Source organism: Streptomyces sp. NBC_01006 (genome assembly GCF_045162725.1).
Classification (GTDB): domain Bacteria; phylum Actinomycetota; class Actinomycetes; order Streptomycetales; family Streptomycetaceae; genus Streptomyces.
Window position 1 is genome coordinate 836,037 of record NZ_CP108700.1, and the last position, 25,538, is coordinate 861,574.

The 25,538-nt window shown below is 72.7% G+C and carries 20 protein-coding genes; 11 read left to right on the plus strand and 9 right to left on the minus strand.

All coding sequences use genetic code 11. The features are described 5' to 3' along the window. The first annotated feature begins 81 nt into the window (after positions 1–81). The 3 genes from OG509_RS03780 (at position 82) to OG509_RS03790 (ending at position 7,277) form a co-directional block, all read left to right on the plus strand. Positions 82–1,716, plus strand: coding sequence for an FAD-dependent monooxygenase (locus OG509_RS03780; RefSeq protein ID WP_406180088.1), 1,635 nt, complete (start codon positions 82–84; stop codon positions 1,714–1,716). Positions 1,717–1,918: 202 nt separating this feature from the next. Then, a complete protein-coding gene (locus tag OG509_RS03785) occupies positions 1,919–5,827 on the plus strand; it encodes a Pls/PosA family non-ribosomal peptide synthetase (protein WP_406180090.1) in 3,909 nt (1,302 codons plus the stop codon). Positions 5,828–5,864: 37 nt separating this feature from the next. Then, positions 5,865–7,277, plus strand: a complete 1,413-nt coding sequence (locus OG509_RS03790; RefSeq protein WP_406180091.1) for a M1 family metallopeptidase — start codon at positions 5,865–5,867, stop codon at positions 7,275–7,277. Positions 7,278–7,300: 23 nt separating this feature from the next. Here the strand turns inward: OG509_RS03790 and OG509_RS03795 are convergent, their stop codons facing one another. Then, positions 7,301–8,359, minus strand: a complete 1,059-nt coding sequence (locus tag OG509_RS03795) for a saccharopine dehydrogenase family protein (RefSeq protein WP_406180093.1) — start codon at positions 8,357–8,359, stop codon at positions 7,301–7,303. A 97-nt stretch (positions 8,360–8,456) separates the two neighbouring features. Between OG509_RS03795 and OG509_RS03800 the strand changes: the two genes are divergently transcribed. Next, positions 8,457–9,404: a helix-turn-helix domain-containing protein gene (locus OG509_RS03800; RefSeq protein WP_406180094.1), complete on the plus strand. Its 948-nt coding sequence runs from the start codon at positions 8,457–8,459 to the stop codon at positions 9,402–9,404. Here the strand turns inward: OG509_RS03800 and OG509_RS03805 are convergent. From OG509_RS03805 to argG, 3 genes are all read right to left on the minus strand, one after another. Continuing rightward, positions 9,371–10,567 (minus strand): epoxide hydrolase family protein, encoded by a 1,197-nt coding sequence (locus OG509_RS03805; protein ID WP_406180096.1) that lies wholly within the window; start codon positions 10,565–10,567, stop codon positions 9,371–9,373. The two genes, OG509_RS03800 and OG509_RS03805, sit on opposite strands and share 34 nt — an antisense overlap. 27 nt (positions 10,568–10,594) lie before the next feature. Beyond that, positions 10,595–12,277, minus strand: coding sequence for a serine/threonine-protein kinase (locus OG509_RS03810; RefSeq protein WP_406187453.1), 1,683 nt, complete (start codon positions 12,275–12,277; stop codon positions 10,595–10,597). Positions 12,278–12,434: 157 nt separating this feature from the next. After that, entirely contained in the window at positions 12,435–13,883 is a 1,449-nt protein-coding gene (gene argG / locus OG509_RS03815) for an argininosuccinate synthase (protein ID WP_406180098.1), read from the minus strand. Between the two features lie 473 nt (positions 13,884–14,356). Between argG and OG509_RS03820 the strand changes: the two genes are divergently transcribed. Next, positions 14,357–14,824: a helix-turn-helix domain-containing protein gene (locus tag OG509_RS03820; RefSeq protein ID WP_406180099.1), complete on the plus strand. Its 468-nt coding sequence runs from the start codon at positions 14,357–14,359 to the stop codon at positions 14,822–14,824. Positions 14,825–14,859: 35 nt separating this feature from the next. On the opposite strand, the gene OG509_RS03825 is transcribed toward OG509_RS03820, so the two are convergent. After that, on the minus strand, positions 14,860–15,801 hold the full coding sequence (locus tag OG509_RS03825; RefSeq protein ID WP_406180100.1) for an NAD-dependent epimerase/dehydratase family protein: 942 nt from the start codon (positions 15,799–15,801) through the stop codon (positions 14,860–14,862). A gap of 59 nt (positions 15,802–15,860) precedes the next feature. Between OG509_RS03825 and OG509_RS03830 the strand changes: the two genes are divergently transcribed. Further along, complete coding sequence (locus OG509_RS03830) at positions 15,861–16,445, plus strand: TetR/AcrR family transcriptional regulator (RefSeq protein ID WP_406180101.1); 585 nt, start codon at positions 15,861–15,863, stop codon at positions 16,443–16,445. Positions 16,446–16,529: 84 nt separating this feature from the next. Continuing rightward, positions 16,530–17,321 carry an SDR family NAD(P)-dependent oxidoreductase gene (locus tag OG509_RS03835; protein ID WP_387286976.1) on the plus strand — a complete coding sequence of 264 codons (792 nt, stop codon included), beginning with the start codon at positions 16,530–16,532 and terminating at the stop codon, positions 17,319–17,321. Positions 17,322–17,397: 76 nt separating this feature from the next. Here the strand turns inward: OG509_RS03835 and OG509_RS03840 are convergent, their stop codons facing one another. Both OG509_RS03840 and OG509_RS03845 read right to left on the minus strand, forming a co-directional pair. Then, positions 17,398–18,117, minus strand: coding sequence for a DUF2993 domain-containing protein (locus tag OG509_RS03840; RefSeq protein WP_406180104.1), 720 nt, complete (start codon positions 18,115–18,117; stop codon positions 17,398–17,400). Further along, on the minus strand, positions 18,114–20,357 hold the full coding sequence (locus OG509_RS03845; protein ID WP_406180106.1) for an MMPL family transporter: 2,244 nt from the start codon (positions 20,355–20,357) through the stop codon (positions 18,114–18,116). The genes OG509_RS03840 and OG509_RS03845 overlap by 4 nt, the downstream gene beginning before the upstream one ends. A 58-nt stretch (positions 20,358–20,415) precedes the next feature. Between OG509_RS03845 and OG509_RS03850 the strand changes: the two genes are divergently transcribed. Beyond that, the gene (locus OG509_RS03850; RefSeq protein ID WP_406180107.1) at positions 20,416–21,075 is read left to right on the plus strand and encodes a TetR/AcrR family transcriptional regulator; all 660 of its coding nucleotides are present in this window, start codon (positions 20,416–20,418) and stop codon (positions 21,073–21,075) included. A gap of 12 nt (positions 21,076–21,087) precedes the next feature. Here the strand turns inward: OG509_RS03850 and OG509_RS03855 are convergent, their stop codons facing one another. Continuing rightward, on the minus strand, positions 21,088–21,525 hold the full coding sequence (locus OG509_RS03855; RefSeq protein ID WP_406180109.1) for a hypothetical protein: 438 nt from the start codon (positions 21,523–21,525) through the stop codon (positions 21,088–21,090). A gap of 172 nt (positions 21,526–21,697) precedes the next feature. Between OG509_RS03855 and nadE the strand changes: the two genes are divergently transcribed. Beyond that, positions 21,698–22,528: an ammonia-dependent NAD(+) synthetase gene (nadE, locus tag OG509_RS03860; RefSeq protein WP_387286966.1), complete on the plus strand. Its 831-nt coding sequence runs from the start codon at positions 21,698–21,700 to the stop codon at positions 22,526–22,528. 50 nt (positions 22,529–22,578) lie between these two features. After that, positions 22,579–22,800, plus strand: coding sequence for a hypothetical protein (locus tag OG509_RS03865; protein ID WP_406180111.1), 222 nt, complete (start codon positions 22,579–22,581; stop codon positions 22,798–22,800). A gap of 117 nt (positions 22,801–22,917) precedes the next feature. On the opposite strand, the gene OG509_RS03870 is transcribed toward OG509_RS03865, so the two are convergent. Continuing rightward, entirely contained in the window at positions 22,918–24,126 is a 1,209-nt protein-coding gene (locus tag OG509_RS03870; RefSeq protein WP_406180113.1) for an IS701 family transposase, read from the minus strand. 242 nt (positions 24,127–24,368) lie between these two features. Between OG509_RS03870 and OG509_RS03875 the strand changes: the two genes are divergently transcribed. Beyond that, positions 24,369–25,490, plus strand: coding sequence for a serine hydrolase domain-containing protein (locus tag OG509_RS03875; protein WP_406180114.1), 1,122 nt, complete (start codon positions 24,369–24,371; stop codon positions 25,488–25,490). Positions 25,491–25,538: the final 48 nt, after the last annotated feature.

A 25,538-nucleotide genomic window follows, 5' to 3' on the forward strand; every position in this document is an offset into this window, starting at 1 on the left:
TGCCGCCGGGGCTGAGGAGCTCCGGCGCCCTACCGTGGACAGTGCGGTCGACCGACCTGCGGTGAGTACGAGGAGCGAGGCTTGTCCGGAGCAGATGCCGAGGTGGCGGTGCTGATCGTCGGGGGCGGGCCGGTCGGGCTCACCGCCCGGGCGCTGCTGGCACGCTGGGGCGTGCCCACGCTGCTCGTCGAGAAGCACGCCGAACTGTCGCCGTTCCCGCGGTCCCGGCTGGTCAACGTGCGCTCGATGGAGATCTTTCGCCAACTCGGGCTGGCCGCCCAGGTCACGGCTGCCGCGTTCGCACCCCAGTACGGACGTGTCCGCTTCCGCGACACCCTCTACGACGAGGACTTCGCCACGGCGGCGATGGTCGGGGTCGACGCGCCGGTACCCGAAAGCCCCGTGACCGGTGTGCTCACCTCGCAGGACCGCCTCGAACCCACCCTCCTCGCCGCCGCCGCCGACGGCGACGGTGGCGGTGGCGGTGGCGGTGGCGACGCCCCCCTGCGGTTCGGGGTCGAGCTGACCGGCCTGGCCGAGGGACCCGACGGCGTCGCGGCCGAACTCCTGGACCGCCGAAACGGTGAGGAGACACGCGTCCGCGCCCGCTACGTGATCGCCGCCGACGGCGCCAACTCCACCGTCCGGGAGCGCCTCGCCATCGGCACCACCGGCCCGGGCGCGATGGGCGACTTCACCACCGTCGTCTTCGACGCCGACCTGGGGCGATGGAGCGCCCACCAGCCCGCCGGGGTCTACTTCACCGCTCACGGATCGTTCGGACCGGTCCACCCCGAAGGGGGCTGGCTCTGGTTCGGTCCCACACCCGAGGACGGCGCACACACCGACTGGTCCGGCCTCGTCTCGCGGGCTCTCGGCAGCGGCGCCGACGTACGGGCCGACGTACGGCGGGTGCAGCACTGGGTGATGAACGCCTTCGTCGCCGAACGCTTCCGCCACGGCCGGATCCTGCTGGCCGGCGACGCCGCGCACGCGATCCCCCCGATCGGCGGCCTGGGCATGAACACCGGCATCGCCGACGTGCACAACCTGTGCTGGAAGCTGGCGGGCGTGCTCCGCGGGTGGGCCGGGCCGGGCCTCCTGGACACGTACGCGACGGAACGGGAGCCCGTCGCCCATCGGACGCTGCGCCAAGCAGTGGCCAACGCCCAGCTCATGGTCCAGGTACTCCAGCGGCGCCGCGACCAGCTCCGAGGCGGCGCACCGGCGCAGGACCGGATCGAACTGCCCTGGTCGGAGCGGTACTTCGCCCAGCTGGGCCTCGTACTCGGCACCACCTACCGCTCCGCCGCCGTCCTCGACGGCAACGGCACCCGCCCCGAGCCTTCCGACCGAGGCAGGGGCACGGACACGGCTACCGACACCGACACCGACTATGTCCCCACCCCGGAGCCCGGCCATCGCCTGCCGCACCTCTGGCTCGCGGACGGCCGCTCCACACTCGACACCTGCGGCGAGTGGTTCACCCTGCTCACCCCGGACCCCGCCCACTGGGAACTCCAGGCCGCCGCGCCGTGGCCGGTACGCGTCGAGACCCTGCCCCCGGAGCACGCCGACCGCTGCGGCCTCGGCCCGCACGGAGCGCTGCTCATCCGCCCCGACGGCCACATCGGCGCCCGCTGGCCCGACCCCTCACCGCACGACTCCACCCTCCGCCACACCGTCACCACCATCACCGGCTCGGCACCCTCCTGACCGCCCCGTAGCCATCCGAGAGCCATGATCAGCGCGCCCGGCCAGACCGCTCCTTCTCCGCCACGGCCCAAGCCTTCAGCAAGAAAATTCTTGATGCCGCAGTAGAATGGCGGGTTGTTCGACGCCGGACCGGAACAACCCGGGCAGACCTGGGCTCCGCCGGCGACCCGGATGTCCCCCCGGGAGCGAGACGCGAGGGCCGATGGCAGCCACACATGAGCGCGGTGACCTGACCTTGCTCGACGACAGCGACGTGCACGAGGGGTCCGGCAAATCCGCCCGGTTCTCCGCCGGGCCCGCCGCCCCCACGCGCACCCTCGTCGACGTCTTCGAGGCCTCCGTACGGGCGTACCCCGACGAGCCGGCCCTCGACGACGGCTCCGCCCAGCTGACCTACCGGGCGCTGGCCGTCGAGGTCGAACGCCGCCGGCGCGCCCTCGCCGCCGCCGGGGTGGGGCTCGGCGACCGGGTCGGCGTCCGCGTACCGTCCGGGACGAACGAACTGTATGTGGCCATTCTCGCCGTGCTCGCCGCAGGTGCCGCCTACGTCCCGGTCGATGCCGAGGACCCCGACGAGCGGGCCGAGCTGGTCTTCGGCGAGGCCGGCGTACGAGCCGTGCTGGGCGGCGGACAGCGCGTCGACGTCACCGACCTGCCCGACGTTCCCGTGTCCGCCGCCCGCCCCGGGCCCGAGCACGACGCGTGGATCATCTTCACCTCCGGCTCCACCGGCAAGCCCAAGGGCGTCGCCGTCAGCCACCGCAGCGCCGCCGCGTTCGTGGACGCCGAGGCCGCGCTGTTCCTCACCGAAGAGCCCATCGGCCCCGGCGACCGGGTCATGGCCGGCCTGTCCGTCGCCTTCGACGCGTCCTGCGAGGAGATGTGGCTGGCCTGGCGCTACGGCGCGTGCCTCGTGCCCGTCCCCCGCTCCCAGGTCCGCAGCGGCGCCGACCTCGGCCCCTGGCTGGTGGAGCAGGAGATCACCGTGGTCTCCACGGTGCCGACCCTGGCCGCGCTCTGGGAGCCGGAGACCCTCGACGAGGTCCGGCTGCTGATCTTCGGCGGCGAGGCCTGCCCGCCCGAGCTGACCCAGCGCCTGGTCACCGAGGGCCGCGAGGTCTGGAACACGTACGGGCCCACCGAGGCCACCGTCGTCGCCTGCGCCTCGCTGCTGACCGGCGAGGAGCCGATCCGGATCGGCCTCCCGCTGAACGGCTGGGAGCTGGCCGTGGTCGACGAGTCCGGCGAGCCGGTGCCGATGGGCGGCAGCGGCCAGCTCGTGATCGGCGGCGTCGGCCTGGCCCGCTACCTCGACCCGGAGAAGGACGCCGAGAAGTACGCCCCGCTGGAATCCCTCGGCTGGGAGCGCGCCTACCGCAGCGGCGACCTCGTCCGCGCGGAACCGGAAGGCCTGGTCTTCCTCGGCCGTGGCGACGAGCAGATCAAGCTCGGCGGCCGCCGGATCGAGCTGGGCGAGGTGGACGCGGCGCTCCAGGCCCTGCCCGGCGTCGCCGGCGCGGCCGCGGCCGTCCGTACGGCGCGCAGCGGCAACCAGCTGCTGGTGGGCTACCTGGTCGCCCAGGAGGGCTGGGACCACGCGGCGGCCGTCGAGCGGCTGCGCGCCGAGCTCCCCGCGGCCCTCGTACCGCTGCTCGCGCCCGTCGACGAACTGCCGACCCGCACCTCCGGCAAGGTGGACCGGAACGCTCTGCCCTGGCCGCTGCCCGAGCTGGAGACCACCGGCCCCACCGAGCAGCTGTACGGCACCGAGGCCTGGCTCGCCGAGCAGTGGACCGAGACCCTCGGGGTGACCGTCACCGGCGCCGCCGACGACTTCTTCGCGATCGGCGGCAACAGCCTGGCCGCTGCCCAGCTCACCACCCGCCTGCGCACCCGCTACCCGCGTGCGGCCGTCCTCGACATCTATCAGCAGCCCGTCCTGCGCAAGCTGGCCCGGCGGCTGGAGAAGTCCGTACGGGACGACGAGGCGGCCCGGGTCGTCGCGCCCGTTCCGCTGCGGGCCAAGGTGGTGCAGTCGCTCCTGCTGCTCCCGCTGTTCACCCTGGTGGGCCTGCGCTGGAGCGTGGCCCTGCTGGCGCTGGGCAACGCGCTGCACTGGTTCGGTGCCTATCCGTGGGCACCGACCGCCTCGTGGTGGTTCGTCCTCCCCGGTGCGGCGCTGCTCTTCAGCCCGCCGGGCCGCCTCGCCATCGCGGCCGGCGGCGCTCGCCTGCTGCTGCGCGGCGTGAAGGCGGGGCGCTACCCGCGCGGCGGAAGCGTGCACCTGAGGCTGTGGACTGCCGAGCGGCTGGCCGAGTACGTGGGCGCGACCTCGCTCACCGGTTCCTGGCTGGAGCGGTACGCGCGGGCCCTCGGCGCCAAGGTCGGCCCCGAGGTGGACCTGCACTCGCTGCCTCCGGTGACGGGCATGCTCAAGCTGGGCCGCGGCTGCGCCGTGGAGTCCGAGGTGGACCTCTGCGGGCACTGGCTGGACGGCGACCGGCTGGTGATCGGCCCGGTCAAGGTCGGCGCGGGCGCGGTGGTCGGCACGCGCAGCATGCTCTTCCCCGGGGCGCGGGTCGCCAAGCGGGCCGAGGTGGCCCCCGGCTCCGCCGTGGTCGGTACGGTGCCCACCGGGCAGCGCTGGGCCGGTGCGCCCGCTGTCAAGCTCGGCAAGGCGAAGCGCAACTGGCCCAAGCAGCGCCCGCCGCGCGGGCTCTTCTGGCGGGCCGCTTACGGGGCGGCCGGCATCGGCCTCACCGCGCTGCCGGTGCTCGCCACCGTGCCCGCCCTGCTCGTGCTGAGCCGGTTCGTGCCCGCAGACGCCGGACTGGCCGAGGCCCTGCGCGGGGCCCTGATCGCCGTGGTGCCCGGGGCGCTCGCATACGGGTTCACGTACGCGGCCCTGCTGCTGGTCTCCGTACGCCTGCTCAGCCTGGGCCTGCGCACCGGAACCCATCCGACGCACAGCCGGGTCGGCTGGCAGGCCTGGACGGTCACCCAGCTGATGGACCTGGCGCGCGAGACGCTCTTCCCGCTGTACGCCGGTCTGATCACCCCGGTGTGGCTGCGGCTGCTCGGCATGAAGATCGGCCGGGGCGCGGAGGTCTCCACCGTGCTCGCGCTGCCGAGCCTCACCACCGTCGGCGAGGGCGCGTTCCTCGCCGACGACACCCTGACCGCCCCGTACGAGCTGGGCGGCGGCTGGATGCACATCGGGCACTCCGAGATCGGCCGCCGGGCGTTCCTCGGCAACTCCGGCATGACCGCGCCCGGCCGCAGCGTGCCGGACGGCGGGCTGGTCGGCGTCCTCTCGGCGACCCCGAAGAAGGCCAAGAAGGGCAGCTCCTACCTGGGCCTGCCGCCGGTCCGGCTGCCCCGGTCCGCCGAGACCTCCGACCAGAGCCGGACGTACGAGCCGCCCGCGCGGCTGCTGTGGGCACGCGGCCTGGTGGAGCTGTGCCGGCTCCTGCCGGTGTTCTGCTCGGCCGCGCTGGCCGTACTGATGGTGGCGGCGCTGTGCGCGCTGGCCACGGTGAGCGGCGGCCCGGGGGTCTGGGGCACCGCGCTGCTGTCCGGCGTGGTCCTGCTCGCCGCGGGTGTGGCCGCAGGCGCGGTCTCGGTGGTCGCGAAGTGGCTGCTGGTGGGCCGGCACCGGGCGGGAGAGCACCCGCTGTGGAGCGGCTTCGTGTGGCGCAACGAGCTGGCCGACACCTTCGTCGAGGTACTGGCCGTGCCGTGGCTGGCCGGATCGGTGCCCGGTACCCCGCTGCTGAACCTGTGGCTGCGCGGACTGGGGGCCCGGATCGGTCGCGGCGTATGGTGCGAGAGCTACTGGCTGCCCGAATCGGACCTGGTGGAGCTGGGCGACGGGGTCACGGTGAACCGCGGGTGCGTGTTGCAGACTCACCTCTTCCACGACCGGATCTTGAGGACGGATACTGTGGTCCTCCGCGAGGGCGCCACGCTGGGCCCGGGCGGCATCGTCCTGCCCGGAAGTTCGGTCGGGGCCCACAGCACCCTGGGTCCCGCCTCTCTCGTGATGGCCGGGGAATCCGTCCCCGCCGACACCCGTTGGCTGGGCAACCCGATCGAGGCATGGCGGACCTGACAAGGGCCCGGGCACAGCGCAGGGAGCGGAAGCGGCAATGAACGGCCAGAGAACAGCGGCATCGGACCCGTACTTCCCCGACAACGGAGACTCCCGTTACCGCGTGCACCGGTACGAACTCGCTCTGGAGTACCGGCCCGGCCCCAACCGGCTGGCCGGTACCGCCCGGATCAGCGCGATCGCCGGGCGGGCGCCGCTCGCCGAGTTCCATCTGAACCTGGCCGAGTTCAAGATAGGCCGTGTCATGGTGAACGGCCGGGCCCCGCACTACACCCACCGGGGCGGCAAGCTCCGCATCCGCCCGGCCAAGCCGCTGCCCGCCGGCGCCGCCTTCACGGTGGAGGTGCACTGGGCGGGCAATCCCAAGCCGGTGCGAAGCCCCTGGGGCGGGCTCGGCTGGGAGGAGCTGACCGACGGCGCGCTGGTGGCCAGCCAGCCGGTCGGCGCACCCTCCTGGTACCCGTGCAACGACCGGCCCGCCGACAAGGCCTCGTACCAGATCTCGATCAACACCCCGTCCTCGTACACGGTGGTCGCGGGCGGGCGGCTGCTCACCCGGACGACCAGGGCGTCCACGACGACCTGGGTGTACGAGCAGCCCGCACCGACCTCCAGCTACCTGGTCGGCCTGTCCATCGGCGTGTACCAGACGGTGCTGCTCGGCGACCCCGGGCTCGGCGGCGTGCCGATGACCGCCCACGTACCGGCGCACCTGCTGCCCCAGTTCTCCCGCGACTTCGCCCGGCAGCCCGCCATGATGCAGCTGTTCGAGGACCTGTTCGGGCCCTATCCCTTCAGCGAGTACGCGGTGGTCGTCGCCGACGAGGAACTGGACGTTCCGGTGGAGGCCCAGGGCCTCTCCCTGTTCGGCGCCAACCACGTCGACGGCGCCCGCGGGTCGGAGCGGCTCGTCGCCCACGAGCTCGCGCACCAGTGGTTCGGCAACAGCGTGACCATCACCGACTGGCGGCACATCTGGCTGAACGAGGGCTTCGCGAAGTACGCCGAATGGCTGTGGTCGGAGCGCTCCGGCGGTCGCACCGCGCACGAGCAGGCGGCCGCCGCGCACCGGCTGCTGGCCTCGCAGCCGCAGGACCTGCGGCTGGTCGACCCGGGCCGCAAGCTGATGTTCGACGACCGGCTGTACCAGCGCGGGGGGCTCGCGGTGCACGCGATCCGCTGCGCCCTGGGCGACGGCGCGTTCTTCCGCATGCTGCGCGACTGGACCACGGTGCACCGGCACGGCGTGGTGAGCACCGCCACCTTCACCACGCACGTCGCCCGGTACGCGGCCGAGCCGGTGGACGAGGTGTTCTCGGCGTGGCTGTACGAGCCCGCCCTGCCGCCGCTGCCGGTGCCCCCGCCCGTACGGCCGTCGGCTTCGACACCCGCGAAGCCCGGGTACCCGCCCACGAACGGCCGGCCGAGCCGGGGCCGCACGTCTGCCTGAGGCCTGCCGGGCCCGGGCCTCGGTCAGCCGCGCGTCTCGGCGGCGCCGAGCTCGTACGAGAGGTGCTGCGGGGCCAGCGCGGTCAGGAAGGCGTGCGCGTCGAAGATCTCGCCCGGCGCGGCGACGAGGCCCCCCGTCTTGACCCGTCCCGTGAGGATCCGGGTGACCGCTTCGACGACCAGCGGAGCGGTGACGGCGTAGATGTCCTGCCCGCGGGCCACCGCACGGCGCCGGGTCGAGCCCGTGCGGACGGTGACGTCGACGAGGAAGGTCTGCGCCGACCGGCCCCGCTCGTCGACCGGCTCCGGCGCCACGGCGTCCGGGGCCAGCACGTCCTTGACCGCCGCGACCGTCATGAAGGTCCGGATGTCCGGGGCGGACAGGTGGTGGGCGATGGTCACGCTGTCCGTGGTGGTGAACTCGCCGATCACGGCCTGGTCTCCGACCGGGGCGGGGAAGGACCACTGCCCGGTGGGCGCCGCGTCGGTACGCAGCTCCAGTCGGCCGTTCGCGTAGACGAGCCGGCGGCCCTCGCGCCGGCGCCGCGAGACCTGGCTCGACCCGCGGGTCCCGGCCGTGGGCTGCCAGCTGCTGAGGGCGAACGCGATGTCGATCTCGTCGGCCGCCGGGGCGTCGCCCAGCGCGGCGGTGGCGAGCAGGTCGCCGAGGCCCCCGTAGAACGCCATCGCGGGCATGACGACGATCCCGGCGTCGCGGGCACGGTCCGCGAAATCGGCGAAGGTGTCGGCGACGGCCTCCACCTCGCCCGCGACGTCGAGGTAGGCGATCCGTGCGCGCAGGGCCGCCTCGATCACCGGCGGGGCGGTCTCGGCGAAGGGCCCGGCGCAGTTGATCACGGCGGCCGCTCCGGCCAGTGCGCGGTCGAGCGCCTCCGGATCGTCGGCCGACGCCGGCCGGACGTCGAGTCCGGGGAGTTCGGCGGCCAGTGCGCGGAGCTTGTCGGCGTCGCGCCCGGACAGGATCGGGGTCAGCCCCCGGTCCAGCAGCTCGGAGACGACGAAGCGTCCGGTGTGCCCGTACGCGCCGAAGACCGTTACCGCCGCCACTCGATTCGATTCCATGAGGCTCCCCCGTTCGATCGATCACTGGATGCCATCGTGCCCGCGAGGGCCGTCGGCCGGGAGTAGCGGTAATGCCACGCCCCGTACACTTTCGGACATGAGCCTTGTCGCGCTGGCCGTCACGCCCGGGGTCCCGCACTTCGAACTCGCCGCGGCCTGCGATGTGTTCGGTGTGGACCGGTCCGATCTGGCGGACCCCTGGTACCAGTTCGCCCTGTGCGGCCCGGACTCCGTGCCCGTCGGCGGCCGCTTCCGGGTCGAACCCGACGCGGGACTGGACCGGTTGGTGCACGCGGACACCGTGATCGTCCCGGCGATCGCCGACCTCGACGCGGATCCGCCCGCGGAACTGGTCGCCGCCGTACGCGCGGCCCACGAGGCGGGCGCCCGGGTGGCCTCGCTCTGCACGGGCGCGTTCGTACTGGCGGCAGCGGGCCTGCTGGACGGGCGCCGGGCCACCACGCACTGGCTGCACGCCGCCGCGCTGGCCGCCAAGTACCCCCGGGTGGAGGTCGATCCGGACGTGCTCTACGTGGACGACGGCAGCGTGCTCACCTCGGCCGGGAAGGCCGCCGCGATGGACCTGTGCCTGCACCTGGTCCGCCTCGACCACGGCTCGGCCGTCGCCAACCAGGTCGCGCGCCGCCTGGTCGTCCCGCCGCACCGGGCCGGCGGCCAGGCCCAGTTCGTCGCCACTCCGGTGCCCGAACCTCGCGATCACCCCCTGGGCGCGCTGCTGGCCTGGACGATGGAACGGCTCGACCAGCCGCTCAGCGTGGAGGACCTGGCCCGCCGGGCGAACATGAGCTCGCGCCACCTGGCCCGGGTGTTCACCGACCTCACCGGCACCACTCCCCTGCGCTGGCTGCTGACCCAGCGCATCCACCGCGCCCAGGAGCTCCTGGAGACCACCGACGACACCATCGGTACGATCGCCACGGCCACCGGCATGGGCACCGACGCCACGCTGCGCCGCCATTTCAACCGTACGGTCGGTGTCCCGCCTGACGCCTACCGGCGTACGTTCCGCGCCGCCGCCCGGTAGGGGCGGAAGAACGCGCGGAGTTCCTCCGCGTACAGCTCGGGCTCCTCGAACGGTGCGAAGTGGCCGCCGCGCGGGGGCTCGGTCGCGTACACGACGTTCGCCGTGCGCTCCAGCCACGCCCGCGGCGGGCGGACCACGTCGCCGTGGAAGATCGAGAAGCCGGACGGCACCTCGACCCGGCGGGCGTGCTGCGCGGGCGGGATCGCGGCGTTCGCCCGGTACATGCGCATGGAGGATCCGATCGTCCCCGTGAGCCAGTAGAGCGTGACGTTCGTGAGGATCTCGTCCTTCGTGAAGCTCCGCTCGATGTCGCCGTCGCAGTCGCTCCACGCCCGGAGCTTCTCGACGATCCACGCGGCGAGTCCGGCCGGCGAATCGGTGAGCCCGAAGGCGGCGGTCTGGGGTTTCGTACGCTGCATGGCGACGTACCCGCCTTCAGTCGCACCCCAGGCCGCGGTGGCCTCCAGCCAGGCGCGCTCCTCGGGGGCGAGTTCCGCCGGGTCGCCGGTGAAGAGCGGAAGGCCCGCGTCCGTACGGTGGACGGCCACGACCCGGTCGGGGTGGTCGAGCGCGAGGTAGCGGCTGACGTGGCTGCCGACGTCCCCGCCCGCCGCGCCGAACCGCTCGTACCCGAGCACCTCCATGAGCTCGGCCCACAGCCCTGCGACGGCGATGGCGTCGAGGGGCGGGCCGGTGGGGCGGTCGGAGTACCCGTAGCCCGGCATGTCGGGGACGACCACGTCGAACGCGTCGGCGGGATCGGCGCCGTGCGCCGCGGGGTCGGTCAGGAGCGGGACGACCTTCGAGTACCGCCAGAACGAGTCCGGCCAGCCGTGGCCGAGGACCAGCGGCAGTACGGGCGCCCCGGCCGGTGCGACGGCGCGGGCGTGCACGAAGTGGACCCCTGGCGCGGATCCGCCGCGCAGCGGCACGCGGAAGTGGGGCAGCCGGGCGAGCGCCGCCTCCTGCGCCGGCCAGTCGAACCCGTCCGCCCAGTAGGCGACGAGCTCGCGCAGATAGGCGAGGTCGGTCCCCAGGGACCAGCCGGCGTCCGCGGGTGCGTCCGGCCATCGCGTGGCCCGCAGCCGCGCGCGCAGGTCGTCGAGCGCCGCGGGGTCGGTGCGCGGGGTGAACGGCTCGGGGCGGGGGGAGGCGTCCGGCATGGGCCGCATCCTAGGACAATCCGTGTATCAGCAGCGGCTCGACGAACCGTTCTGGCGGGTGAGGTTGTCGTTGGACATCCAGCCGGACGCGTTCGTGTCGGTGGCGCGGACGTAGGTCCACTTGTTGCCGTACGCGTTGACGACGTAGCACTGGTACATGAGCTTCGTACCGGACTTGGCCACCGCCACGGCGGGGCATTCCTGGTAGGGCCCCGTGGTGATGTGGTAGGTGCCGGACATGAAGCCGTAGGTTCCCGGGTTCCGGTCCTGATGGCTCCAGCCGGTGCAGCCCGTAGACACGGGAGTGGGCTCGGCCGGCGAGGCCGATGCCTTCGGGGTCGAGCCGCCGCCCTTGCCGCTCGGGGTGGGCGCCGGTGACTTGCCGGGCTTGCCGGAGTCCTTGGACGGCTTCGGGGACCGGGAGTTCTGGCTCTGCGAGGCGGAAGGACCGCGGGTGGTCTGCGGTGGCGCGGCGTGGGCCTGCGCCGCGCCGCCCTTGCCGCCGTGGTTGCCCACCGCGGCGTACGCGATGCCGCCTCCGGCCAGGACGACGGCGACGGCCGCCGCGATGACGACGCGTCCGCGGGCCGCTCCTCCCTTGCCGGAGGCGTGGGGCGCGGTCGGTGCGCCCATCGGAGCGACGGGCCCCGGGTGGCCGGTGTACGGCGGTTGCGGGGACGGCTGGGGGTACGGGACCGGGGCGGGGCCGTAGCCGGGCGGAGGTGTCGGTACGGAGGTGGGCGGGGCGGCGGGTGGCGGGGCGGCGGGTGGCGGGGCGGCGGCGAGCGGCGGGGCGGTCGCGGGCGGCGCCATCGGCGGGCCGGCCGCCGCCGGAGCCGCGCCGTGCGCGCTCCTTCCCTCGGCCACCGCCTGCAGCATCTCGCGCGCCCGGCCGGCGGTGGGCCGGCTATCCGGCTCCTTCGCCATGAGGGCGCGCAGTACGGGCGCGAGCGCCCCCGCCCGGCGGGGCTCCGGCAGCGGCTCGGTGACGATCGCCGACAGCGTGGACCAGGCGGACGTACGGCGGAACGGATACGCGCCCTCGACCGCGGCGTACAGCGTCATGCCGAGCGACCAGATGTCGGAGGCGGGGCCGGGTTCTCGGCCCTGTGCGCGCTCCGGCGGGAGGTAGTCGAGGGAGCCGATGATGTCGCCGCTGCGGGTCAGCTTGGCCATGTCCTCGTCGCCCGAGGCCTGCACGGTGGCTATGCCGAAGTCGGTGAGCACGACGCGGCCGTCGCGCTCCAGTAGCACGTTGGCCGGCTTGACGTCGCGGTGCAGGACCCCGGCCCGGTGCGCGGCGTCGAGCGCGTCCATCAGCTTGGCGCCGATCGCCGCGGCCTCGCGCGGTTCGAGCGGGCCGCGCTTCTCCAGTACGTCGTCGAGCGAGGGCCCGTCGACGAGTTCCATCACGATGACCGGGAGGCCCTCCTCCTCGGTCACATCGTGCACGGTGACCACACCGCCGTGCCGGATGCGGGCGGCGGCCTGGGCCTCGCGCTGCATCCGCGTGCGCAGATCGGCCAGTTCGACCGCGGAGGCATCGGTGTAGGCCCGCATGACCTTGACGGCGACTTCCCTGCCCAGCAGTTCGTCCACGGCGCGGGCGACCACGCCCATGCCGCCGCGTCCGATCATCGCGGTCACCCGGTACCGACCGCCGAGCACCCTACCGACCAGCTCCGCGCCGTTCGCCTCCCCCGCCGTCACCACACGCCCCGTCCATTGCCGTTCGTCAACTCGCGTACCGAGCAGGCCCAGAGTAATGGCACGCACATTCGGATCGGCGCAGGACGCGGACAACACCTCGGGCGGTCCGCACGTCGTCCACGTGTCGAACCGCCCGAGGCCGGAGCCGGCGCACCGGTCAGTCGGTGCCGAACTCCATCGCCGCGCGGTCGAGCAGCTCGTCGTCCTCGGAGACCTCGCCACGGGAGGCGATGGCCTCGGCCCCGCCCTCCGGCATGGCGCCGATCAGGCCGGTCGCCGCCGCCTGCGCGGCGCCGATCAGCTCGGGGTGCGCGGTGCCCACGATGCCGAGGCCCGCGTACTGCTCCAGCCGGGCGCGGGAGTCGGCGATGTCGAGGTTGCGCATGGTGAGCTGGCCGATCCGGTCCACCGGGCCGAACGCCGAGTCCTCGGTGCGCTCCATCGAGAGCTTGTCCGGGTGGTAGCTGAAGGCCGGGCCGGTGGTGTCGAGGATCGAGTAGTCCTCACCGCGCCGCAGCCGCAGGGTGACCTCGCCGGTGACCGCCGAGCCGACCCAGCGCTGCAGCGACTCGCGGACCATCAGGGCCTGCGGGTCCAGCCAGCGGCCCTCGTACATCAGCCGGCCGAGGCGCCGTCCCTCGTTGTGGTAGTGCGCGAGGGTGTCCTCGTTGTGGATCGCGTTGACGAGACGCTCGTACGCGGCGTGCAGGAGCGCCATGCCGGGCGCCTCGTAGATGCCGCGGCTCTTGGCCTCGATGATCCGGTTCTCGATCTGGTCCGACATGCCCATGCCGTGGCGGCCGCCGATGGCGTTGGCCTCCATCACCAGGTCGACCGGGGAGTGGAAGTCCTTGCCGTTGATCGTCACCGGACGGCCCTGGTCGAAGCCGATGGTCACGTCCTCGGCGGCGATCTCGACCGACGGGTCCCAGAACCGTACGCCCATGATCGGCTGCACGGTCTCCACGCCGGTGTCGAGGTGCTCCAGCGTCTTGGCCTCGTGGGTGGCGCCCCAGATGTTGGCGTCGGTGGAGTACGCCTTCTCCGTGCTGTCGCGGTACGGCAGACCGTGGGCGACGAGCCACTCCGACATCTCCTTGCGCCCGCCGAGCTCGTGGACGAAGTCGGCGTCGAGCCACGGCTTGTAGATGCGCAGGTGGGGGTTGGCGAGCAGGCCGTAGCGGTAGAACCGCTCGATGTCGTTGCCCTTGAAGGTCGAGCCGTCGCCCCAGATCTGTACGTCGTCCTCGAGCATCGCCCGGACCAGCAGGGTGCCGGTGACGGCGCGGCCGAGCGGCGTGGTGTTGAAGTACGCGCGGCCGCCCGAGCGGATGTGGAACGCGCCGCAGGCGAGTGCGGCCAGGCCCTCCTCGACCAGCGCCGCCCGGCAGTCGACCAGGCGCGCGATCTCGGCACCGTAGGTCTTGGCACGGCCGGGCACCGACGCGATGTCGGGCTCGTCGTACTGGCCGATGTCGGCGGTGTAGGTGCAGGGGACGGCACCCTTGTCGCGCATCCACGCGACCGCGACGGAGGTGTCGAGGCCGCCCGAGAAGGCGATGCCGACGCGCTCGCCGGTGGGCAGGGAGGTGAGAACCTTTGACATAGGAAGAGTATGCACTTAAACGCATGGCTATGCAAACGCATTCCGACCCGGCAGCAGGGCTGTCCCTGGAAGCCGTCGCCGAGGGCAGCGGGCCTGTCGTCGCCGACGTGGGGAGACCTCCCGCACCGGGACGACCTGTTGACCGCGCTCGCGATCGGCGCCCATGAGGAGTCCGCCGCCGCGATGGAGGAAGTTGACCGGAGCGCCGGCGCCGCCGGTGCGTCGGCCGGGACGCGGCTCCTCGCCGTGGCGGCCAAAAGCATCGGGCCGGCCCCCATCCCCCGAGGGCCGGCCCGAGCCGGGTCGATACGGCCGGCAACTCACTCGGCTACCCCCGTGAAGCAAAGTTAGCTGTCAGCTACCGACGGGTACACGGTGGCGGACTCAAGCCAGATTGTCAACTGACCGCTAATCTGCAAAACTGGAAAATAGCTGAGAGCAATACCGGGGAGGTGACGGGAGGGAAACGCACAGTGTCCGAGACTGACGACCGGCCCGTACTGGCAGTACGTCTGGACGACCTCTTCAAGACGGCTCGCCCCAAGGGCAGGCGCTGGACCAATGCCGAGGTGGCCGAGGAGCTGAAGCGGGTCAACCCCGAGCTCAAGGCCGGCGGCGTGTACCTGTCTCAGCTGCGGACGGGCAAGCGATCCAACCCGTCACCGGACCTGCTGGCCGCCCTCGCCCGTTTCTTCGGCGTATCGGTCTCCTACTTCTTCGATGACGAGGTGGCCGAGTCGGTGCTCGGCGAGATCGCCGCCATCGAGGCCCTGCGGCAGGCAGGAGTGCGCTCCGTCGCGATGCGCGCGGCCGGCATGAAGATGGAGAACCTCCAGGCCATCATGGCGATCATGGACCAGTACCGGCAGCTGCAGGGCCTTCCCCCCGTCACCGACCCCGCAGAGCCCCCGGGATCCGCGGGCTCCTCAGATCCGGACTGAGAGCCCGCCTTCTTCCGATGCTTCCGACGCGGGCGTCACCCCGTGGCGGCCGACCGCTCGCGCCACCAGTCCACCGTCGCCCTGATCTGCTCGTCGACGGGGGTGGCACGTGCGGCGAACTCGGCTTCGTACGCCGTCGAATCGACGATGAACGGGCGGTCGAACTGGTAGCGGATCTCCTTCAGTTCGCGCAGCAGCGGCGAGAAGAGCGAGGCCGCGCCCAGTACCGCGGACGGCAGCCGACGCACCGCGACCGGTCCCGTTCCCGCCTGGGCGGCGAGCCGGTCCACCATCTCCCGGACGGACAGCGCGGGTCCCGTCGGGGCGTGCCAGGCGCGCCCCCAGGCCCGCTCCTCGCCCGCGACCTCGACCAGGGCCCGGGCCACGTCGGGGAGGTAGCTCCAGCTGTGCGGGGCGTCCGGGTCACCGAGGGTGGAGACGGACTTGCCGCGGAGCAGCGCCGGCATGACCCGCCCGGCCAGGTGCCCGCCGTCGGTCACGCCGGGCCCGAAGAAGTCCGAGGCCCGTACCTCGACCGCCTTGATGCGGCCCTCCTCGTGCAGCTTGTGCGCCGCCACCCAACCGGCGGCGCGCACCCGGCCCTTGGTCCCGGTGGCCGCCAGGGGCAGCCCCTCGGTCAGGGGGCCGTCGACGAGTCCGTAGCCGTAGAGGTTGCCCAGCATGACCAGGACGGCTCCGCTCTCCTCGGCCGCGGCGCATACGGACGAGACCAGCGGAGGCCATTCGCTCGCCCAGCGGTGGTAGGGCGGAGCGGCGCAGTGGTGGATCGCGGCCGCGCCCCGGGCCGCTTCGGCCAAGCGCCCGCTGTCCGTGGCGTCCAGTGCGACGTGCTCGATGCCGGGCTCCGCGCTGCGGCCCGACCTGGTGACGACCCGCACCGCATGCCCCTCCCGCACCAGGAGTCGAGCGGTGGCGGCCCCTGCGGGCCCGAATCCGATGACTACATGAAGACTCACAGGCGAACACTAGCGCGACCGGACTCTATGCGGATGAGCCATCCAGTTACCATGTCCGCATGACGACGACGCCACTGCGCAAGGACGCGGCCCGCAACTGGGACCGGATCATCGCCGTCGCCCGCGCCCTGGTCGACCAGGGCACGCCGCTGCAGCTCAACGACGTCGCCCGCCGCGCCGGACTCGGCGTCGGCACCGTCTACCGGCACTTCGCCACGCCCGAGGCGCTGCTGGAGACCGTCGCCACCCCCTGCCTGGAAGCCCTGACCGCCCACGGCGAGCAGGCACTGTCCGACCCCGACCCCTGGCACGCGCTGGAGGGCTTCCTGACCCGCACCATCGAAGCGCAGGTCACCGACGCCTCGCTGGCCCCGGTCACGGCCGCACCCGAAGACGCCCTTGCGCGCACCACGGAACTCAAGACGGCGCTGTGGTCGACCGGCCGGGTACTGCTCGACCGGGCCCGCGAGGCCGGGGCCGTCCGCCCCGACCTGGCCTCGGGCGATCTGGTCCCGCTCATGTGCGGCATCTCCTACGCCGTGGAGGTCCACGGCGGCGATCCCGCCGGCCGGATCGACACCGCCCACCGCTACCTGGCCACCCTGCTCGGAGGCTTGCGCGCCGCCACAACCCCGAGCGCGTGATCCCCTGAGTTCGGTGAAGCATCTGGTCTCCTCGACCACCGAGCTGCCACTGTTCGTTCGGACGAACAACAGGGAGGGTTTGGGATGCGCATCACCGGATCGACCGTTCTCCTCACCGGGGTCACAGGCGGTATAGGCCTCACACTGGCCCGTACCCTCGCCGCGAAGGGCGCGAAGCTCGTGGTCACCGGGCGCCGCGAGGACGCGCTCAAGGCCGTGGCCGACGAGCTCGGCGCCCGGGCCGTCCTCGCCGATCTCGCCGACGCGTCCGATGTCGAGCGGCTGGCCTCGCAGTGCCCCGAGACCGACATCCTCATCGCCAACGCCGCGCTCCCGTCGAGCGGCGACCTGCTCGACTACACCCCCGAACAGATCGATCGGGCCCTCGCCGTGAACCTGCGGGCACCGGTCATGCTGGCCCGGCTGCTCGCGCCCCGGATGGTCGGTGCGGGGCAGGGCCACATCGCGCTGATCGGCTCCATCTCCGGAAAGGCCGCCACGAAGTCGTCCTCGCTGTACGACGCGACGAAGTTCGGGCTGCGCGGCTTCGCGCTGGCGTTCCGTCAGGACCTGCGCGGCACGGGCGTGGGAGTGTCCGTCATCCAGCCGGGATTCGTCCGCGACGCCGGCATGCACGCCGCGACCGGCGCCAAGACCCCCGGCGGCGCGCGGACTTCCTCACCCGATCAGGTGGCGCGGGGCGTCATCCGGGCCGTCGAGCGCAACCTGTGCGAGGTCAACATCGCTCCCGCCGAGTTGAAGGTGCTCATCGCGATCGCCGGGCAGTTCCCCGCCTTCTCGGAGTGGGTGCAGAGCCGCGCCGGGGTGGACGACACGGTACGGAGCATCGTCGAAGCCCAGAAGAAGAGCCGCTGAGCGCTGATCCGTTCCGGGCGAACGGCGGACCGGGAGGCCCGGGAGGCCCGGGCCTCCCGGCGGGGACGCCCCTTTCTCATGCCCCGCCGGGGAGACCGGGGAGACGGACGTCCTCGGCCTCGCCGTGCACCGTGACGGCGCCGGCGTCGACGGAGATTCCGGACGGGACGAGGCCGAGCGGCAGGGCCGGTATTTTGCGTTCCGCCGTCTTGAGCGCGGCCACGATCTGCGGATTGGCCGGGTCGAGGGGACGCCCGGCCAAGGACGCCGCCGTCGGTTCGAGCGTGACGGTGTCACCGGTGAGCGTGAGCGCGGCGGTCACGACCAGCGGTACTCCCATGACGGTCCGGGTGATCTCCAGCCGCCCGTCGTGCCCGGTCAGCCGAACTCCGGGACCGCGCTTCGCCCCGAGCGCGTCGAGGGGGACCTTGAACTCCGCCCTCGCCGCGGCCGCCGCGTACCCTCCCGCCGTCCCGGACACGTCGTACAGGTCGACGGAGGCGGTGACGGGCAGCCCGTCCTCCGTCCGCGCCCGGCCGTCGACCTCCACCTCCGGGTAGGTTCCCGACGCCGCGTTCCACAGGAACGGGAAGCCTCCGATCGAGACGCTCGGCGCCGCCACCAGTACGCTCTGCCGAGCGGCGATCCGGTCGGCCATCCGGCCCTCGGCGACACCGGCGGCGACGCGGTCGGCGAGTACGAGGCCGGCGAGCAGCGCGCACGCGCCGGCCGGCGCCCACCGCCGGGTGCGGCGCGGGCGGCGCGCGTCGGCTCGGGCGGCGGTGCGGTGGTTCATGTGTTCCTCACGGGTTCGGGGACGGAGGAGGAGGTACGGACGATGTCCTCTTCGCCGCCTTCGATGTGCATCTGCGGCAGCAGCCGGTCGAGCCATGACGGGAGCCACCAATTGGCTTTGCCGAACAGGACCATCGTGGTGGGGACGAGGAGCCCGCGGACGACCGTGGCGTCGAGCGCGACCGCGGTGGCGAGGCCGATCCCGAACATCTTCACGACGGGGTCGTCCCACAGGAGGTAGCCGAGGAAGACGCACACCATGATGAGCGCGGCGGAGGTGATGATCCTTCCGGTCCTCGCCAGCCCGGTGATCACCGCACCGCGGTTGTCGCCGGTCGCCAGCCATGCCTCGCGGACGGCGCTCAGGAGGAAGACCTCGTAGTCCATGGAGAGTCCGAACAGGACCGCGAACATGAGCAGCGGTACGTACCCGGGGATCGGCACGGGTCCGTCGAGCCCCAGCGGTGTCGCTCCCCATCCCCACTGGAACAGCGCGGTGAGCACGCCGTAGGCGGCGGCCACCGAGAGGAGGTTGAGTACGGCCGCCTTGACGGCGACCAGCGGGGAGCGGAAGGCCAGCAGGAGGAGCAACCCGGCGATGGCGAGGACGACCCCGATGACGGCGGGCAGGCGCTCGGCGAGGCGGTCGCCCAGGTCCAGCTGGGTCGCGGGGATGCCGCCCACGTGGGCTTGACTGCCGGTGGCCTGCGTGACGGGCGGGAGGGTGCGCTCGCGCAGGCGGTGCACCAGGGCGGCGGTGCGCGGGTCGCCGGGCGCGGTGGTGGGGGTGACCTGCCAGCGCACGGTCCGGCCGTCGCGGCTCAGCTGGGCGGGTCCGACCGCGGCGACGCCGCTGGTGTCCTTCAGCGCTTCGCCGACGGACGTGACGTCCGGGTCCGCCGGTCCGGACGCCGGCTTCGGCAGCGCGGACGTCACCTGGAGCGGTCCGTTGACGCCCGGGCCGAAAGCGGACGCGAGCCTGTCGTAGGCCGTACGGCCGGCCGTGCCCGGGGACTTGTCGCCGCCGTCGAGCTGCCCGAAGGAGAGCTGGGCCGCGGCGAGCGCCGGCAGGACGAAGAAGGCCAGGCCCGAGAGCAGGTACCGCCACGGCCGGTCGGCGACGTGCCGGGCGATGCGCGCCCAGCCGCGGGCGGGCGGCGGGGAGGTCTGCGGCTCGTCCGCGGCGACGGGGGCAGGAGCGAGACGCCGTCCCAGCAGGCCGAACAGCGCGGGGAGGAGGGTGAGGGTGGCCGCCATGGCGACCAGGACGGCGATGCCGGGGGCGAGCGCCAGCGCGCGGAGCAGCGGCAGGCCGCCGAGGGCGAGGCCGGCGAGTGCCGCGATGACCGCGGTGCCCGCGAAGGCCACCGCCTTGCCCGAGGCACCGATCGTGAGGGCGGCGGCGTCCTCGAACTGCTTGCCGGTGGCGAGGAGTTCGCGGAAGCGGGTGAGGCAGAAGAGGCTGTAGTCGATGCCGACGCCGAGGCCGATCATTGCCGCGATGGTGGCGCCGGAGGACGGCATGTCCGTCAAGTGGCCGGTCAGGCCGATGACTTCGAGCGAGATGCCGAGTCCCACGACGGCCGTGGCCAGCGGTACGGCGGCCGCGATCGGCTTCCGGAACCCGAGGCAGAGGACGGCGAAGGCCGCGACGAGTCCGATGATCTCGCTGCGCCGGGTGGACTTCTTGTCGGCGGCTTCTGCGAGGTTGCCGCCGGGAGTGACCTCGATCCCGGCCGCTTCGGCCGGTTCGGCGGCGTCCATGAGGTCGTGGACGACGTCGGCGGTGATGTCCCGGCCCGCCAGGTCCAGTTCGACGGCGAGGTAGGCGGTGTGCCCGTCGGGGGCGAGGGCCGCTCTGCCGGCCGGCTCGTACGGGGTGGTCACGGCGAGGACGTGGTCGCGGGCGGCGAGGGCCCGGGCCGCCTCCTGGACGGCGTCGCGTGCGGGGCCCGAGGTGAGGGGCGGGCCGTCGGGGGGCGTGTACAGGACGAGGGGCTGGCGGCCGGAGGCGGAGTCGGCGAACGCACGGGCGGCGTCGTGGGCGGCCTGGCTGTCGCTGCCGGGTATGGAGACCGTCTCGGTGGTGGCGCTGCCCAGTACGCCCACCGCCGCGGCCAGGCCCACCAGCAGCAGGAGCCAGGCGGCGACGACCCGCTTCGGCCGTCGGGCGCACCAGCGCCCCAGCGTGACGAACATGCGTACGGGATCCCCCTCGTCCGGCGTGGCTTGTTCCTTCATCATTGCACTATCAGTGCAATTAAATCAACGCGCGCCCCATTTGCGACAATGGCGACGAGTGAGACCGGGAGGGGTCAACGTGCAGCAGTCGGCGGGGCAGTCAGAGGAACGGCGCGCGGACGGCCGCGCCGAGCGCAGCCGCCAGTCCCGCGTGAAGATCGCGGACGCGGTGCTGTCCCTGCTCGACGAGGGCGAGTCGCACTTCCCCGCGGACCGCGTCGCCGAACGAGCGGGAGTCTCCCGCCGCCTGGTCTTCCACCACTACGCCGACATGTCCCAGCTGGTGGAGACGGCGATCGCGCGGCGCCTTGAGCAGCTCATGGAGCAGACCAGGCCCCTGCCGACCGACGGCCCGAGAGCCGCGCGGGTCGCGGCGCTCACGGAACAGCGCTCACGGATCCTGGAGTGGATCACACCGGCCCAGCTCGCGCTGATGCGGCTGGAGCAGAACGGGGACCGGATCAGGGAGGTCACCCGGCAGGTCCTGGACTTCGCCCGGGGCCGGCTGGCCGACATCTTCCGCGAGGAGCTCGACCGGCTGCCCGCGGAGCGCAGGACCGAGGTGCTCCACGGGCTGGACGCGGTGACCACCTGGGGCGCCTGGTACCACTGGCGCAGCAGTGGCCTGAGTGTCGAGGCGGCCGCCCGGACGATGGAGACGGCCGTACACGCCCTACTGGCCAGTACGGATCCGGCCGGGCCGACCCACCGGCCGTAGGGCGCCGGCCGCCTACTGCGCGTCGGCCCCGGTCAGAACGCGGCGATCCGAGGACGGCGCGGGCCGCGGGCTCCTCGTACCGCCCCCGTCCCGCGCGAGCCGCCGGTGCAGGGCGGGGCCGCCCGCCGCGATGCCCACGAACAGGACGACGGCGGTGATCAGGCTCGGCTCGGAGACCCACAGGCCGAGCAGCTGGTCGAGGAGCAGGGCCGCCGCGACCAGCAGCACCTTCCCGAGCAGCAGGCCGGAGTGCAGGCGGCGGTGGACCGGCCGGCCGAGGCGGACCCGGCGGCGGTGCGCCAGCGTCATCACGGCTCCGGCGCACGCGACGAGCGCGAGGAGACGCAATGCGTGTTCCCAGGCGGGGGTGTCCGCGCCCCACGCCCAGACCACACCCATGACGGCCCCCGCGACGACGTAGACGAGAACGTGGATCCGGCGCTCCGGCATGACTGCCTCCTGACCCTCCAGGGTCATACGACACACAAACAACTTGCACTTCGAGTGTCATAACTTCGGGCGCATCCGTCAAGCCCGGCCGCTTTCGAGCCGCCGGAGGGGTTCGACTAGGGTCGGCAGGGCAGCGCACCCCATGAATCACCATCGACCACGAGGAGCAGCCGTGAGCCGGCCGGCGTCCACCGTTCTGCAGCAGGAGATCGCCCGGGAACTCCAGGTGTCGGAGACCTTCGACGCACACCGGGAGATCGAACGCCGGGTGGCCTTCCTGGCCGAGCGGCTCACCTCCACCGGCCTGCGCTCCCTGGTCCTCGGCATCAGCGGCGGGGTGGACTCCACCACGGCCGGACGGCTGTGCCAGCTCGCCGTGGAGCGGGCCCGCGAGGCCGGCCACGAGGCGACGTTCTACGCGATGCGGCTGCCGTACGGCGTCCAGGCCGACGAGAAGGATGCCCAGCTGGCCCTCGGCTTCATCAAGGCGGACCGGGTGCTGACGGTGGACGTGAAGCCCGCCAGCGACGCCGCGCTGGAGGCCGCCCTCGCCGGCGGCACCGCGTTCCGCGACGCCCACCACCAGGACTTCGTGCAGGGCAACATCAAGGCCCGCCAGCGCATGATCGCCCAGTATGCGGTGGCCGGCGCCCACGACGGCCTGGTCGTCGGCACCGACCACGCGGCCGAGGCCGTCTCCGGCTTCTTCACGAAGTTCGGCGACGGCGCGGCCGACCTGGTCCCGCTGACCGGCCTGACCAAGCGCCGGGTGCGCGCCGTGGCCGACGTCCTGGGCGCCCCCGCGGAGCTGGTCTGGAAGACCCCCACGGCGGACCTGGAGACCCTGGACCCGGGCAAGGCCGACGAGGACGCGCTGGGTGTCACGTACGACGACATCGACGACTTCCTGGAGGGCAAGCCGGTCGACGAGCGCGCCTTCGACACGATCGTCCGCCGCTACCGCCTGACCGACCACAAGCGCCAACTCCCGATCGCGCCGTAACGACTACCCGTCGGCACGTCGAGCATCCGACTCGGGACAGGGGGACAGCAGTGCCGCGACAGGCCTGGCGCTGGGGCGTGGCGGGCTGGGTAGCCCTCGTACTGGCCGGCGGCGCGTACACGCTGTACCTCGACGACTCGCCGGGCGCCACATCGGAGCCGAGGCGGTGGGAGCGGGCCCCGTCACCGAGTGACGAGCCGGTCCCGTGCCCCACGCAGAGCGGCGGTGTAGCGCCCACGGCGCAGTCCTGCACCTACTGGCAACGCGGCTAGTAGTGCTTTGTTACGTGGTGTCGTAGGGCTGCCAGGGGGTGGGTTGTCGGCAGGTGGGGCAGGTGCCGGTCCATGTGGCGAGTAGGTGTTGGAGGAGGTCCAGGGCCTGGTAGAGGGTCAGGCCCTGGCAGGGGCTTTTGGGGTCCTCCGCTGTTCGGTGAGGAACAGGTGGGCGGCCGTGACGAGGGTGACGTGGCGGTGCCATCCGGTGAACGAACGTCCCTCGAAGTGGTCCAGGCCCAGGCCCGTTTTCAGTTCGCGGTAGTCGTGCTCAATCTGCCATCGGGCCTTTGCGAGGCGGACCAGGTCTTTGGCGGGAATGTCGGCGGGCAGGTTCGATATCCAGTACCTCACCGGCTCTGTTTCCCCCTCGGGCCACTGGGCGATGAGCCAGGTGAGGGGGATCGTCCCGTCAGCGGCGGGTTTGGGCCGGCGGCCCGCGAGGCGGACCCGCAGGAGCACGAAGTGCGAGCTCATCGCCGCTTTCGAGCCCTTGCGCCAGGTCAGGGTCCGTCCCGCGCGGCGGCCGGCGGCCAGTACGTGGTCGTGTAAGGAGAGGGGCCGGGTGCGGTAACGGGGCAGCGGCCGGGGGCCCAGCCCGCCGTATGCGGGCTGGTGTGGTTCGGCCCCCTCGCCGTGGGCGGTCATCTCGGCTCTGGCCTGCAGGACGTAGGCCAGGCCTCGCTCTTCGAGGCCGTGGCGGAAGTCCGCGTTCGCTCCGTAGCCGGTGTCCGCGACCAGCACCGCGGGCCGCAGGCCGATACGGGCGAGTTCGTCGAGCATGTCCAGCGCGAGCTGCCACTTGGGGCGGTGGTGGACGCTGTCAGGGATCCGGCAGGCCTTGCGCCGTGCGGCCGCCTCGGGCCCGTCCCATGCGGCAGGCAGGAACAGCCGCCAGGACAGCGGGCACGAAGCCGTGTCGGAAGCAGCATGGACGCTGACGCCGATCTGGCAGTTGCCGACCTTGCCCAGCGTGCCGGAGTACTGGCGGGCCACCCCGGGCGAGGCGGTGCCGTCCTTGGGGAAACCGGTGTCGTCCACGGCCCAGACCTCGGGCCGCACCGCGGCCACGGCCCGCCAGGCCAGCCGGGCCCGGACGTCCTCGACCGGCCAGGTCGAGGACGTCATGAACTGCTGCAACCGCTGGTGATCGACACCGAGGCGTTCCGCCATCGGCTGCATCGACTTCCGCCGGCCGTCCAGCAACAGCCCCCGCACATAGAGCAAGCCCTTCTCACGCTGGTCCCGCCGCACCAGCGGCGCGAACACCTCGGAGATGAACTCCTCCAACCGGACCCGAACCGCAGCAAGCTCCCCAGCCCTCATACAACCAGCGAACTACCAGAGACCCGACCTGACAAGACCAGCTAACAAAGCACTACTAGGCCGTGTCTTTCGGATCATGCCGGGCCCGCGGCACGGGGAATCGCGGCGGGTGGGGGGCGCTCCTACGATGTAGGGGTGCACCTCGGGGGCTTGGGGGGCCTTGTTTGGTCGAGCCTGGGCAGGGGTGACCGGTCATGGGCAGGTGCCGTCCGTCGCGTGGGCGCCGGGTCCGGCGGGCGGGTGTGCCCGCCGCGGTGGCGCTGCTGCTGGCCGCCCTGTGCGCGGGTACCGCCCCCGCCGCCGTGCGCGAGGACTTCGATCCCGCCACCGTGCGGAAACTGGACGCGGCGATCACGGGGATCATGAAGCAGACCGGCATGCCGGGCCTCGGCATCGGCCTGTGGATGCCCGGCCGCGGCGTGTACGAGAAGTCCTTCGGCATCGCGGACAAGCAGACCGGCACGCCCATGAAGTCCGACCTCTACGCGCGGATCGGCAGCGTCACCAAGACCTTCGCCATCACCGGCGTCCTCCAACTGGTCGACCAGGGCAAGGTCGGCCTCGACGACCCCGTCTCGCGGTACGTCTCCGGCGTCCCCGGCGGGAACTCGGTCACGCTGCGCCAGCTGGCGCAGATGCGCAGCGGCCTCTTCGACTACACGACGGACCGGAAGTGGCTGGCGGGCCTGCGCGCCGACCCGCACCGCACGTACACCCCGCGCCAGCTCGTGGACGTGGCCTTCCGCCATCCCCCGAACTTCAAGCCCGGCGCCAAGTGGCAGTACAGCAACACGAACACCGTCCTGCTCGGGATGCTGGTCGAGAAGGTCAGCGGGCAGCGCCTCGCCGACTACCTCCGGGAGCACGTGTTCGCGCCGCTGAAGCTGAACGACACCTCACTGCCGGGCGACGGCGCCATGCCCGACCCGCACGCCCACGGGTACACCGACTTCACGCCGAAGGGCACCGTCGCCGACGCCACGAACTGGAACCCCTCCTGGGCCTGGGCCGCCGGCGCGGCCATCTCCGACCTCGACGACCTGCACACCTGGGCCCCGGCGCTGGCGGACGGCCGGCTGCTGACCCACAGGACGCAGGCCGAACGGCTCCGGACGCTCCCTATCGAGGGCGTCCCCGGCGCCTCGTACGGCCTCGGCATCCTCGACTTCAACGGCTGGCTCGGCCACAACGGGGAACTGCCCGGCTACGAGACCATCGCCGCCCAACTCCCCGCCGAGAAGGCCACCTTGGTGGTGCTCGTCAACAGCGACATCGACTACCGGGGCAAGAACCTGTCCGGCATGATCGGGAACGCGGTCACCTCCATCGTGACCCCCGGCCACCCCTGGCCCGCGCCCGTGTGACCATGGCCTCCTTCGGCACATCCGCATTTCCGCATTTCATGGGGGGAC